Below are 13084 nucleotides of genomic sequence, written 5' to 3'. Positions count from 1 at the left end.
TCACCTGATTCCTTCATTTTGACAATCCCTGTAAATTTCTATACAATAACGTCATAATATAGAAAGTACTCTATTGTTTACTGTATGACTTCATTATAACAAAGAATGACCAAATATTATAGCTTCTTTGCAAAGAAAGGACAAAATCTCATGAAATGTATTTCCTGGAATGTAAACGGTCTGCGCGCCGTCATGAAAAAAGGATTCATGGATGTATTCCACCAGCTCGACGCCGATATTTTCGCCCTGCAGGAAACGAAACTGCAGGCCGGACAGATAGACATGGACCTGCCCGGGTATGAACAGTACTGGAATTACGCCGACCGCAAGGGATATAGCGGCACGGCCGTATTCAGCCGCCTCCATCCCCTGTCGGTCCACTACGGCATGGGCATCGACGAGCACGACCATGAAGGCCGTCTCATCACTCTCGAATTCGACACGTTCTACTTTGTCACCTGCTATACGCCCAACAGCCAGAGCGAGCTGGCCCGCCTCGATTACCGCATGAAGTGGGAAGATGACTTCCGTGCCTACCTTTCCGGGCTCAACGACAAAAAGCCGGTCATCCTATGCGGCGATCTTAACGTGGCCCACGAAGAAATCGACCTGAAAAATCCCAAGACCAACCACAACAACGCCGGTTTCTCCGACCAGGAACGGCAGAAGATGACCGATCTGCTGGCAGCAGGCTTTACCGACACGTGGCGCTACTTTTATCCCGACGTGACAGGCATCTACTCGTGGTGGAGTTACCGGTTCAAAGCCCGTCAGAACAACGCCGGATGGCGCATCGACTATTTCATCACCTCAAAAAGCCTCGACGATAAGCTGGAAAAAGCTTCTATCTATACAGATATTACCGGCAGTGACCACTGCCCTGTCGGCTTGGAATTAACATGAAATCACACAAAGGAGAGATACCTATGTTAAAGAAACTGACCACGACCCTGCTGGCCTTTACAGCCCTTGCCATTACCCCGGCTTTTGCCCTGCCTGTCGTACCAGAAGCTGGCATCAGCATCGGCGTCGGCACAAAAGAACAATACGCGGAAGCCAAGGTCCTGCCACGGACGACCATCGGTTACAAACGGGCCGACCGCGACCAGTACGGCAATCAGAACGACATCTACGCCAAATATAATGTCATCGGCTCAAATGTCCAGCTTCTTGGCGGCTGGCGCAACAATATCGACCATCAGTCCGATTCGACCTCCTTTTACGGTGGCATTGGCGTCGCTGCGCCCCATATTCTGGGAATCCAGCCCTATGCCACGTATGTCAAAGGATCCCATTTTTCTGAAGCCCAGGCCGGCATCAACTATAACATCGCCCTGGGATGGGGACTGAATATCAATTACCATAATTACATGCCAGAAGATGGCGATAACGAACACGGTGTTGGCGCCGGTGTCACGTTCCATTTCTAAGAAATAACGACTATCACAAACCAGTCCCTCTTTTTTTTCCCCAGTAGCCGTAGTAAAATAAAACAAGAGGACATTTACATGGTAAAGGAGAATGATAACTATGTTTTGTACAAATTGTGGAAAACCGGTCCCTGATGGATCCAGATTCTGCCCGTACTGCGGAACACCAGTAGCCGGTTCAGCCGATGGACCTTCCTATGAAGATGTACTAAAAAAGGTAAATGCGCAAAAAGAAGAAAAAATATATCCTATTTTCTGTTCTCCTGATGACGATAGTCCGGAACTGAGGCCTTTCCATGACGGAGAAAGAGGCAAATATGTCTTTGATGTAGGCAGGTGCCATTTCGAATACGATGAACGGCAGGTCGGCTTTATCCGTCTGGCAAAAGCCATGACAAAAGAAGCACTGTCAGATAAAGAACTGAAACGCATATACTGGAAAAATGACAGCGTAGAAGAGCTTCTGCAATTCCTTACGGGCGAAGAAGCGGCCGAACAGATTATGGGCAGCGTACTGAAGAAGGAATCTTCTCTCCTGTTATCCCGTGATATTTACGGTCTTACGAAGGATAATCTCCTGGCCCGTGACACGGCAGACGGGGCCCCTTCTGCGCTCGATGCATGGCAGGATTTCGTCCAGTCTCTGCTGGGCCAGGTTGGCAAAATCACAGGAAATGCCGAAGCGGAAAGAACTTACCGGGAACTGCGGAAAGAATACCGCGGCCGGATTATAGGCGGAGGCTTCGGGCTTGGCGGCGCTTTGCAGGGTATGATTACTGCCGGTGTTCTCAATCTGGCAAGTGGTGCGGCGCACAGCATATTTAATGCCATCGGCAACGCATTCACCAACAGCCGGGAAAAAAGACAGCTCGATAATTTGTTCCGTTCTGACGATCTGGTACAATCGTTTATTGATACGTACAGACGTTCTGTTTTCTATCTTACTATGGACGCCGCCGATCGCCTGAACCTTATTCCACCAGATCCAGAAAAGGATGAACTGCCTGAGGTCATGGAAGGTGCCATCAAGGATGGAACCGTAGGAAAGGATGAGCGGAAAAAAGCAGCATTCTATGTGCTGGACCGCAATCCCTACAAACCCCTTTCCTACAAGTTATTTTATCTCCATTTCAACGATAGAGACGGTATCGTTGACCGCATAGCCGAAGCGTTCGGACTTTCTGAAAAGCTGGAAAATGTCAAGTTCCGGATGACCAAAGGCGTACTGGGCTATTGGGGAAAGAAGAGAGATCTTCCCCTGGCCGATTTATTGGACTACATACAGGATGGGTGTCCTCTGATAGACGCGTTCATGTCCCTGGGTCTGCTTTCTCAGGCAGGTGACATAGCCGGTGCCCTGCATGATGTGCAAATGACCTTCCCCTATCCCCTTTTGGACAAGTTGAAGCAGGAAGCGGAAGAAATTGTCATCCTGAAAGGATCATCCCAAGAAACAGGCGATGGGACAACTATTCCTTCCTTTCATTTTTACGGAGTCTCCGATGAATCCATCACCATACCCGAAGGAGTAACCACCATTTCAGACTATGCGTTCTTCTGTTGCGAACATCTGAAGGAACTCATCCTGCCGCAAAGCCTGAAAACCATAGGCCACCGTGCCTTTTTCGATGTGCCATGTTTGAAGAAACTGGTCATCCCCCCTTCCGTTGCGACCTATCCGTTATCTGCCGTCGGGGACAAAACGGTAGTGTCCCTTTCTGAACACACTACTGTTGTCAATGATGAATTCTACAATATAGATGTGCGCCTCGATATTCCCCTTGGCGGGAACGTCTATGAAGACATGAAATCATGGGGACTACTGGAACGCAATACATCCATTTTTACACCAAAAAATGCCATCGACAGAATCAAAGGCGACAAACGCTGTGAGCTTCCCATAGAATCACGCAAGCTGCTTCCGCCTATTTCCGATGTCTGCTATAAAGAAAGCAAACAGTATCCGGAAGTCATTCATATTCCCGAAAATACGGAAAATGAAGAAGATTCGCTGCCCTATACGAAACTGGATACAAAGGCACTGGCATATGCCCCCATATGTTATCTCCATCTCGCCGGTGATATACGGGAAATCGGAGAATGGTGTTTTATGAAATCCACCCTTCTTCAGTTCAAAGCGGAAGAAGGTCTGGAAAAGATAGGTGCCCATGCTTTTGAAGGACTGCATTTCTTGGACCGGGTGGAACTTCCTGCCTCCCTTTCCCATGTAGGCGACGGTGCCTTTGCCCATTGCCGCGACCTTCATTTCATCGAACTGTTACAGATGGACTGCCATATAGGAGAAGACGTATTTGCCGGAACGGATATCACGGTCTGCTGCCTGCCAGGGAGCACCTGGGAAATGTACTGCCAGAAACATGACATCCCCTATTTCCTGAAAGGGGAAGATTCCCCCGTACGCCAGGAACTGGAAGAACGGCAAAAACAAGAGGAAAAACGCGCCCGGAAACACTATGATATTTATAAAAATTCAAAAACCTACACGTTATATAGCTATCGGTCGGATTTCCGGAACACAGTACATACGATCAGTAATGACCGGGGCATTCCGATTCTTCCGGGAGGAGGAATCAATCCGAAAGACAATAAACGGATTTACGTCGTGAAAAGCCAGGCAGAGAAAAACGGCGACTATGACAGGGATGCAATCGTCGCCGCCATCAGACGCTGTCCGGAAAAGCCTGCCTATCAATCGGAAGACGGTATGAGGGATATCAGCATCCACCCATGGACTATGTCTTTCCAAAAATGTATCGGCGAAGACGCGTATATGAATTCCTCCCTGATCTACGTCTACGGCGGAACGAACATTTCCTATATCGGGGAAAATGCGTTTGCCGGTTCCAAAATCGTTGCATTTTATGCAACTAAGGTGAAAGGCATCTGGGCCCGTGCCTTCAAAGGATGCAGAGAACTTTCCTATGTGGAAGTAGGAAACTGCCTGGATTCGCTGGAAGACGAAGCCTTCGCTGACTGCCCGAACCTCAAAACGATTAAATTCACAGCTGTTACCCATATAGGAAAAGACGTATTCAAAAACACCCCTGTCACCGTACTCTGCTGGAGCGGCTCGTCCCTCTATGACTACTGCAGGGAAAACGGAATTGACGTGGAACCATACGATATGGGATCAGACTGGTAACGTACAGCATAATCGTAAAATAAAACCGTGCATGTAAAACGGGGCTGCAACAAAATGAGTTTTTTTGCTCATTTTGTTACAGCCCCGTTTGAAACTTCAGGTGGCTGACGGCAAAATGCGTCTTACAGATGTAGCCAATACGGAAGAACTTCTTCGAATCATACAGTCCGTTCCATCGCCCAAGGCTGAACCTTTCAAACTTTGGTTGGCGCAAACTGGTGCTGATCATCTTCTGGATCTTGCCGATGCAAAAAAACTGCAAGAAGAAATAGACACGCGGATACGGGCTCGCGATGACATCCGCGAACATAATAAATCGCTGGCGAAGGCGGCCCAAGATGCCGGCGTTTCGACAAATCAAGAATTTGCAAGACTCCAGAATAGCGGCTATATGGGGCTATACGATGGAGAAACCAGCAGCTGCCATTAAGCGACGCAAGGGATTAAAGAAAAGCGAAGATATTTTGGATAATGATAATATGGGCAGTGAAAAACTAGGCGCCAACCTCTTCCGCATTACACAGGCAGAAGCCAAGTTATGGCGTGAAAACATTCAGTCCAAAGAAGAAGCCAATAAGGCTCACTTTGAAGTCGGATATACCGTCCGCAAGGCCATCGAATCATTAGGCGGAACCATGCCAGAAGACCTCCCTACTCCTGATAAAAGCATCAAGCAGATTGAGCATGAAAGGAAAAATCAGCTGAAGAAGAAATAAAAAGAAAGGATGACCTTTTATGATGAAGAAATTATCTCTAGCCCTGGCTATGCTTTGCTTATTGTCCTCAGTCGGCACGGCCTTTGCCGCCGACTACCTGGGCAATCCCCGCTCCATGAAATTCCACTATACCGACTGCCGTACCATCAAGCATCCCGAAAATTTTGTCCCCATCGACTCCCGTGATGAAGCCCTTGCTGAGGGGTACGTTCCTTGCGGCGTATGTAAGCCTTAATGATTTAATTATTTCTCTACTTATGTCGTCATTGTTATGGCGTCATTGAAAAAAGCAACCACCGCCTCATGCGATGGTTGCTTTTTTGTTGGTGCGAGTGAAGGGACTTGAACCCTTACGTCATAAGACACCAGATCCTAAGTCTGGCGCGTCTGCCATTCCGCCACACTCGCCTGCCGATTGTCATATGCGGTCTGACACGATATTTATTGTATCATGAAAGCGGGGACTATGCAAGGATTCTGCCAGTCCCCGGTTCATGCTTCTGTTTTGATTCTGTATCCCCTGCCCGTTCTGTTCCGGTTACAGAGTCTGCACGACTTCCAGTGCTTTTTCGTACTGATAGTCTTCAGGGTCATTGGGCTGCAGCTGGACTTCTATATCGGGCTGTATGCCTACGTCGTCGATTTCTCTGCCACTGGCAGTACGGTATTTGGCGACCGTCAGTTTGATGGCGTCATCGGAATCAATAGGATAGACGCCTTGTACGGTTCCTTTGCCATAACTCTTCGTTCCGATAACCGGCCCAAGTTTCAGGTCCTGAATGGCACCAGACACGATTTCCGAGGCACTGGCCGAGTTTTCGTTGATCAACACTACGAGAGGAATGGTATCACCACTGCCATTGGCCTTGTATTCCGATTCCTCACCGGAACGGCTTGTAAACGACACGATGACACTGTCTTTGGGAACAAAATTTGATGCTACGGCTACGGCCTGATCGACAATGCCGCCGGGATTATTCCTAAGGTCGAGAATCATGCGCTTCATGCCCTGCTTGCGCAGTTCCTGATACTGGCGCGTAAATTCCTCGCCCGTATTTTCACTGAAAATCGCTACCCGGATATATCCTACATCGGTCCCTTCAATCATCTGGCCGCCGACGGTCTTCATATGAATCTGCCGCCGTGTTATGGCCACTTCCTGAGAGCCGCCATCCCGTCCCAGAGTCAGCGTAACCGTCGTATCCACGGGGCCACGGATGGTCTTAGAAATATCTTCCAGACTCATGCCTTTCGTAGACGTGCCGTTAATGGCCTGGATCAGGTCGCCGCGCTGGACACCGGCTTCCGCTGCAGGACTATCATCCATGACACCGGCTACAATCGTTCCTTCCTCGCTGGAACCGATATACACGCCAATGCCGGCATAAGACCCGGACGTCTGGTCGGAAAAAGCCTGGAACTCATCACCATCAAGATAGATACTGTGCTTATCTCCCAGCTTCTTTACGATTCCTTCCAACGCTCCGTTGAGGAGATCCTGCTTATCGACAGCGCCGGGGAAATTCTGCTCCACCACATGAAGAGTGCGGAAAAATTTGATGAATCCTACGGGTGTCCCCGTGTAATAGTAAAAGAGGCCCACTAGCAGCAACACACTGCAGGCTGCCGTAAACAGCCCCCAGGCAATGGCCCGGAACAACATCTGAAACATGTGTTTTTTCTGGTTCATAGTCTGCCTCGTTTATAAATACGAATTTGGATCAACTGGTTCACCGCCGACACGGACTTCAAAGTGGACATGCGGCCCCGTCGAATTCCCTGTAGAACCGGCATAGGCGATGACCTGGCCCTGGGAAACAGACTGCCCCGACGATACGGCCAGGGATTCGTTATGTCCGTACAAGGTCGATGTCCCATTGCCGTGGTCGATGACGACGGCATAGCCATAGCCGCTGATCCATCCCGCTTCTACGACGACACCGCCGTCAGCAGCATGGACAGGTGTCCCGTAATCGACACCGATATCAATACCGGAATGAAGAATCTGACGGCCAAAAATAGGATGTTCACGGTAGCCAAAGGGTGATGTGATGACACCGTTAACCGGCCATATCATCTGTCCGGAACCACTGACTGGCTGATAATAGCCGCCATCATCACCACCGGATGAACCTCCGCTGTCACCACTGCTGTCACTGCTGCTGTCACTGGAGGACGCTGCCGCAGCAGCAGCCGCAGCAGCTGCTGCCTGACGGGCCGCTTCGCGGTCACGGAGCATCTGGGCAATCTGATTAGACGATGCTTCCAGTTCAGCATAGGCTTCTTCTGCCGTCGCCTTATCGGTCTGGGCCTTTTCCAGGATGGCCTGCTGTTCCGCCTTATGCTTGGCAATTTCTTCTTTCTTGGCCGCCGCTTCTTCTTTCAGACGTGCCTGTGTTTCCCGCTGTTCTTCCAGAGCCTGCTTTGTCTTGTTGATCTGGTCCCGTTCATCCTTGATAGATGAAATGAGCTCCAGATCCGAGCTGACAATACGCCGCAGGAGTTCGACCCGGTTGGCGAAATCATTGAAGTCTTTTGCCCCGATGACGACATCGAGATAATTGAGCTGGCCGTGCATGTAAATATCACGGATACGGCGGCTCAGTACCTTTTCCCGGCTTTTCAGATGGGTTTCCGCCTTTTCCAGTTCGGCCTGGGTTTTGGTAATCTGGCGTTCCGTTTCAGCCAGTTCCTGAGAAATAGACTTATACTGTGCATTGGCGGCATCAAGGTTTTCCTGGATGACCCGCAGTTTTTCAAAAACATTGCCGATGACAGCTTCGGCTTCACTCTTCTTCTGGGCCTGTTCTGCCATCTGTCCCTGGACAGTCGATAACTGATCCTGCAGATCCTCATCTTCAGCAAAGATGATGCCACAGGGATTCAGGAGATAAAGGACCGTCAGAGCCGCTGCCAGCGGCTTTTTATATTGTATACTCATCATACCGTTACACCTTCATATAGCGTTTCAGAGAAATGGTACTACCAATGGCCCCGATAACCATGCTCAGTATGAGTATGAGACCGCTCGCCTGATACATAAACGGATAGGGGCTGACCATGGGCAGAAAAGCCAACGTCCGGTGAATCGTCAGGGTGACGAATTCATAGAACTGCAACAGAGCCACATCGGCTATGGCTCCGCCGATGAATCCCAGGAACAGCCCTTCCAGCAGAAATGGCCAGCGGATAAACCAGTTCGTCGCGCCGACGTATTTCATGATACCGATTTCCCGGCGCCGGGCAAATACGGTCAGGCGAATCGTATTAGAAATAATAAACAGCGTCGCAAACGTCAGGAAAATAATGAGGGCAATGCCGCCCCAGCGGATAATAGTCGCCACGCGGAACAACTGTTCCACGATTTCCTGACCATAATGGGTGCTTTCTACTTCATCATACTCTCCGACGACGGCTGCCGTCTTTTTTACCTGTTCCGGATTGCTCAGGGTCAGCGTATACGATGTAGGAAGCGGATTTTTCCCGTCTAAGGCATCGAGGATGCCCGGCTGGTCTTTCATCCGTTCCTTCAGTTTGTCCATGGCCTGATCTTTGTTGGTAAATTCCAGTTCCTTTACATCGGGCAGGGCTTTTAGCCGGCTACCTACGCTCATGACCTGGTCCGTCGTCAGATCATCTTTCAGATAGACACTGATCTGGACCTGGTTTTCCAGATTATCGGCAAAATAATCCAGATTGGCTACCATAATCAGGAATAATCCCAGGATGAAAAAGGAGACGGCAACCGTCGCAATGGAAGCAATGGACATGAAACTATTGCGCCAGAACGACGTAAAGGCTTCGGAGAGATAATACCTCATAGTTCTAATTTTCATCGTCATATCCTCCCTGCTGTTCATCGCGAACAATCTTGCCATCGACGATTTCAATGACCCGCTTGTTCATCATATCGACGAGCTGCTGGTCATGAGTTACCATGACGACGGTCGTCCCCATGTGATTTACTTTGGTAAAAATATCCATAATCCCCTTCGACGTTTCCGGATCCAGATTGCCTGTCGGTTCGTCGGCAATGAGCAGGAGTGGCCGATTGACGATGGCTCTGGCAATGGCTACGCGCTGCTGTTCCCCACCACTTAAGTTCGACGGCAGGGCATCAGCTTTGCCTACCAGGCCAACCAGGTCGAGGACGTTGCGAACCCGTTCCTTGATGAGTCGCCGTGGCGCTTCGATGACTTCCATGGCAAAGGCAACATTTTCCTCAGCCGTTTTGTTGGGAAGCAGGCGGAAATCCTGGAACACGATACCCATGCGCCGGCGCAGATACGGGACCCGGCTTTTTTTCAGCTTATTGACTTCGATGCCATTGACGATGACCGACCCTTCCGTCGGCAGTTCTTCATGGTCGAGCAGTTTAATGAACGTAGACTTGCCAGCACCGCTGGCCCCTACGACAAATACGAACTCTCCTTTTTTAATATGCACATTGGCATGATCCAGAGCAACGGACCCATTGTCGTATACTTTGGATACATTCTTGAAATATATCATCGATTTCCTCTTTTCTGGCAAATCACACTTTTATCAGACATACTCTCTATTATATATAAAGAAAAGCGGCCGTCAAGTCACTGCTCCTTTGAGCGTCAACCTTTCCGGGCCGCCGTATGTTCTTCTATGACACGCAACGCCAGATAGGCATTGCGCAGGGACTGGCGTCGTAAATGATTCAGGCGCGCCCTGACTTCCGGCTGGATACCGCCGGCTTTCAGTCTGGCAGTCACATCTTCTGTGAGTGCTTTGGCAGTGACCGTCTCCATGGTCCCGCAGAGGGTCTCCCCAATGAGACTGATGAAGCCGTCGATTTTGGGATCGTACGAAATGGCCGCTACCGGGACCTGCATGATGGATGCAAAAATAAGGGCATGGAGCCGGTTAGCAATGACCACATCCATACAACCCATGAGTGCCATGAATTCCACCGTATTATAGGATTCCTTCAGGACCGTCGCCGGTTCCTTCATGAGCGCAGCCACATCGGACGCAGCCTCTGCATCAGCAGGATACTGCATGGGAATAAAAATAATCCGGGCTCCCAATGTGCGTACCAGTTCATCAGCCGCCTTGGCGATTTCTTCTTTGTAGTGCGTCATGTGCTGCCAGTTGCGGATGGCAATGCCGATACGGGTGCCAACCCCTTCGATGCCGTGTTTTTTCAGGAGATAAAACCCGATTTTTTTATCGACTGGCGGCATGGACAAAACGGCGTCAGCCGTCACGTGGATAGGTGGTACCGTAACTCCCAGCCGCTGCAATTCCATCCGCGATTCACTGTCGCGGACGCCTATCATAGTCACCCTCTGAAGCACATTGCGGACCGCTTTTCTGGCCTTCGGGCGCCGGATGGGCCCGATGCCCTGGGCATACAGCATGACCGGCTTGTGGAAAAAGAGGGCCATGCGCATAATCAGCAGATAGTAGTAAAGACTGCGGGCACTGGTCACATCCTGCAGCAGACTGCCACCGCCACTGATAAGGAGATCTGCCCGGCAGATAGCCCTGGCAATACCCGGGAAATTCAGACGGTGCACCGCTTCAACATGATGATTTTCCCGGGTCATGTCAGGATGGCCTGAAATGACCGTGATAGAAGCGCCTGGAATGAGGTCTTCAAGCGAACCAAGTAATGCCGCCAGCATCGCTTCATCACCGGCATTGGCAAATCCGTAATAGCCGGAAATGACAATGTTAGTCACGACTCTTCACCCGCTTTCCCATCCAGGCCGTCACATACTGCACGACTGCAATAGCACAGATCAGCAGGATACCCAGTACCAGCCCGGTGAGCCAGCCATTGAGGCCGCGTATAAAGGACATGATAAAGGGAGTCCGGATATGGGCAAAGGTTTCTACCATCGATCCTACTCCGATGACCGCCGCCAGGACCGTAAAGAAATGGACCAATTCCGGCCATTTACGGTACATAGCTGCTACCATGAGGAAAAATGCCGGATGACCGATGAGGAATTCTTTTTCCCGCGGCCGGGCATACATAACTGTTTCCAGGAAGCGCCGCATGGCCACTTCGATTCCCGGTACGGGCACGCCGGCCGTATGACCGCTGCGTCCGACAAACACGATGGCCACCAGGCCCAGAAGTCCGACGAGAATCAGCGTTCCCATGCGGATGGGGATGCGGAGAAAATCTTTGGCAAAAGATATAAAATCAGAAGACGTTGCAAAGTCATGGCCCATGAGCGGGAACCGCCGCAGATAACCAATCGCAACGATGATGATAGGCAGAATAAACGTGAGCTTGACGCCGCGATAATAGTCAAACTCCATGAAGAACCGGATATTTCCCAGCATAGCTGCAATGAAAATACCGCCAACCATGGACATGAGGACAGCCGCCGTAAGTCCCAGCGTACCATCCCGGATGACCCGGCCATAGCCCAGTTTCTTCGTCAGATCCTGATGACGCCAGAAATCGAGCAGCACCAGAATAGCTGCCGACGGTGCCGTTACGGCACAACCTACGGCCATCATCTGCAAAAACAGAGCCCCTTTGGCAATCCAGGCACCACCAGCTCCGAAAAGGACAACCAGGACCATGAGCCCGTAATTGACCCGGTCCGAAAGTGGCACCAGCAGATTCAGCAGGAACAGGAATCCGCAGGCCGCAGCAGCGGCTGCAATTGCCAGGAGTACCTTATTGGGATAGTAGACGGGCAGTACGGACGCCCGGTCCAGATGATAACCACGGCCTTCCAGTTTCTGTGTTACCTTGCTGATATAGCTCAGATTCGTATCCAGCAGGGACTGGCCGTAGCGGGGTTTCTTGTACATGGGGAACAGATTGACCCTGACATTTCGTTCCAAATCACTGATATAAAAGCGCATGGCCGCTTCTTCAGGCGTAATCTTTTCCAGTTCTTCCTTGGCCATGGCGTAGACGCGGCCCGTATCATAATGCATGAGGCCGGCCAGATCATACATGCCATCCTGGTTATCATACTGGAGCTGGTTGACCGATTCAATCATATAAAACGGCATCTGCCGGGCCAGCATGCGGTCCGCCGTCAGCTGCAGCAAATCTTTGCGCTGCGCCGGGTCCGGGCTATAGCCCAGTACTTCCTTGCCGACAAACATGATGCCCGTCACATTGCGGATTTTATCTGCACGCTGGAAGAAGTGTTCCAGATCAGCTGCCGTGACATTATGGTAATTGGTCGGGCGGAGGATGACATTGAAGCCATAACTGGCAATGCGGTTGGCGTCGGCCGACATGATGCCCAAATTCACTTCACCCAGAGCCGGCATGACGCCGTGCAGTCCGAGGATACGGTACTGGGGATTGTCGAGGACGACAGCATTTTCCTTCCCCAGCCGCAGCTGCAGGTCTTCCGTCAGTTCATCAAAATACAGATCCTTCTGGTCTTTCGGCTTGCCGATAAGATAATATTCGTACTGATACGAATCAAGATGGAACTGTGGATAATAGAGCTCTACCCCCAGACGGGTAATGAGAGAACATTCCCCGCGCTGGGTCATCTTATTCAGCGTCGTATCGTATATGGTGAAACTGGTGATACCGGCCTGACGGCACTTTTCCAGTGTCGTTTCCAGATCGTACCCCTCGTTGCGTCCCAGGACGACGACGGCATCATAATCCATCGCCTGTTCGATGGACATATTTTCATTTTCCACATAGTATCGCTGCACACACAGATATGCACATGAAAGCAGACCGATGAACACGGCCAGAAGCATGAGCAGGATACTGCGCTTGTTCTTTTTTTCCATTCTATCCA

At 50.5% G+C, this 13084-nt stretch carries 12 protein-coding genes and 1 tRNA gene; 6 read left to right on the top strand and 7 right to left on the bottom strand.

Annotated elements, in window-relative coordinates:
* Positions 1-150 precede the first annotated feature (150 nt).
* From DW949_RS02975 to DW949_RS02950, 6 genes are all read left to right on the top strand, one after another.
* Positions 151-903, top strand: coding sequence for an exodeoxyribonuclease III (locus tag DW949_RS02975; RefSeq protein ID WP_118021792.1), 753 nt, complete (start codon positions 151-153; stop codon positions 901-903).
* Between the two features lie 23 nt (positions 904-926).
* A complete protein-coding gene (locus tag DW949_RS02970; RefSeq protein ID WP_118021791.1) occupies positions 927-1430 on the top strand; it encodes a hypothetical protein in 504 nt (167 codons plus the stop codon).
* Positions 1431-1530: 100 nt separating this feature from the next.
* Entirely contained in the window at positions 1531-4593 is a 3063-nt protein-coding gene (locus DW949_RS02965) for a leucine-rich repeat protein (protein WP_158570623.1), read from the top strand.
* Positions 4594-4708: 115 nt separating this feature from the next.
* Entirely contained in the window at positions 4709-5023 is a 315-nt protein-coding gene (locus DW949_RS02960) for a Bro-N domain-containing protein (protein WP_199595715.1), read from the top strand.
* The gene (locus tag DW949_RS02955) at positions 4998-5309 is read left to right on the top strand and encodes a DNA-damage-inducible protein D (RefSeq protein WP_118021788.1); all 312 of its coding nucleotides are present in this window, start codon (positions 4998-5000) and stop codon (positions 5307-5309) included. The genes DW949_RS02960 and DW949_RS02955 overlap by 26 nt, the downstream gene beginning before the upstream one ends.
* A gap of 19 nt (positions 5310-5328) precedes the next feature.
* A complete protein-coding gene (locus DW949_RS02950; protein ID WP_233539470.1) occupies positions 5329-5544 on the top strand; it encodes a nuclease in 216 nt (71 codons plus the stop codon).
* An 89-nt stretch (positions 5545-5633) separates the two neighbouring features.
* Here the strand turns inward: DW949_RS02950 and DW949_RS02945 are convergent.
* The 7 genes from DW949_RS02945 to DW949_RS02915 all read right to left on the bottom strand — a co-directional run bounded on the left by DW949_RS02945 (position 5634) and on the right by DW949_RS02915 (position 13076).
* Positions 5634-5717 (bottom strand) — tRNA-Leu (locus tag DW949_RS02945).
* 130 nt (positions 5718-5847) lie between these two features.
* Positions 5848-6999, bottom strand: coding sequence for a S41 family peptidase (locus tag DW949_RS02940; protein WP_118021787.1), 1152 nt, complete (start codon positions 6997-6999; stop codon positions 5848-5850).
* Positions 7000-7011: 12 nt separating this feature from the next.
* A complete protein-coding gene (locus tag DW949_RS02935) occupies positions 7012-8253 on the bottom strand; it encodes a murein hydrolase activator EnvC (RefSeq protein WP_199595713.1) in 1242 nt (413 codons plus the stop codon).
* A gap of 4 nt (positions 8254-8257) precedes the next feature.
* Positions 8258-9145: a permease-like cell division protein FtsX gene (ftsX, locus tag DW949_RS02930; RefSeq protein WP_118021786.1), complete on the bottom strand. Its 888-nt coding sequence runs from the start codon at positions 9143-9145 to the stop codon at positions 8258-8260.
* Entirely contained in the window at positions 9135-9821 is a 687-nt protein-coding gene (gene ftsE, locus DW949_RS02925; protein ID WP_059077213.1) for a cell division ATP-binding protein FtsE, read from the bottom strand. Before ftsE ends, ftsX begins: the two co-directional genes overlap by 11 nt.
* A gap of 95 nt (positions 9822-9916) precedes the next feature.
* A complete protein-coding gene (csaB, locus tag DW949_RS02920) occupies positions 9917-11026 on the bottom strand; it encodes a polysaccharide pyruvyl transferase CsaB (protein WP_118021785.1) in 1110 nt (369 codons plus the stop codon).
* Positions 11019-13076, bottom strand: a complete 2058-nt coding sequence (locus DW949_RS02915) for a DUF5693 family protein (protein ID WP_118021784.1) — start codon at positions 13074-13076, stop codon at positions 11019-11021. Before DW949_RS02915 ends, csaB begins: the two co-directional genes overlap by 8 nt.
* Positions 13077-13084 lie beyond the last annotated feature (8 nt).

It is taken from the genome of Megasphaera sp. AM44-1BH (assembly GCF_003467125.1).
In the GTDB taxonomy this organism is placed as follows: Bacteria; Bacillota; Negativicutes; order Veillonellales; family Megasphaeraceae; genus Megasphaera.
The sequence above is the reverse complement of the archived record's forward strand: the minus strand, read 5'-3'. Positions and strand labels throughout refer to the sequence as shown.

Coding starts and splice junctions, on each gene's coding strand:
- DW949_RS02955 (WP_118021788.1), top strand. CDS start 4,998: ATGGAGAAACCAGCAGCTGCCATTAAGCGACGCAAGGGATTAAAGAAA.
- DW949_RS02915 (WP_118021784.1), bottom strand. CDS start 13,076: ATGGAAAAAAAGAACAAGCGCAGTATCCTGCTCATGCTTCTGGCCGTG.
- DW949_RS02950 (WP_233539470.1), top strand. CDS start 5,329: ATGATGAAGAAATTATCTCTAGCCCTGGCTATGCTTTGCTTATTGTCC.
- ftsX (WP_118021786.1), bottom strand. CDS start 9,145: ATGAAAATTAGAACTATGAGGTATTATCTCTCCGAAGCCTTTACGTCG.
- DW949_RS02935 (WP_199595713.1), bottom strand. CDS start 8,253: ATGATGAGTATACAATATAAAAAGCCGCTGGCAGCGGCTCTGACGGTC.
- DW949_RS02975 (WP_118021792.1), top strand. CDS start 151: ATGAAATGTATTTCCTGGAATGTAAACGGTCTGCGCGCCGTCATGAAA.
- DW949_RS02960 (WP_199595715.1), top strand. CDS start 4,709: ATGCGTCTTACAGATGTAGCCAATACGGAAGAACTTCTTCGAATCATA.
- DW949_RS02940 (WP_118021787.1), bottom strand. CDS start 6,999: ATGAACCAGAAAAAACACATGTTTCAGATGTTGTTCCGGGCCATTGCC.
- DW949_RS02965 (WP_158570623.1), top strand. CDS start 1,531: ATGTTTTGTACAAATTGTGGAAAACCGGTCCCTGATGGATCCAGATTC.
- DW949_RS02970 (WP_118021791.1), top strand. CDS start 927: ATGTTAAAGAAACTGACCACGACCCTGCTGGCCTTTACAGCCCTTGCC.
- ftsE (WP_059077213.1), bottom strand. CDS start 9,821: ATGATATATTTCAAGAATGTATCCAAAGTATACGACAATGGGTCCGTT.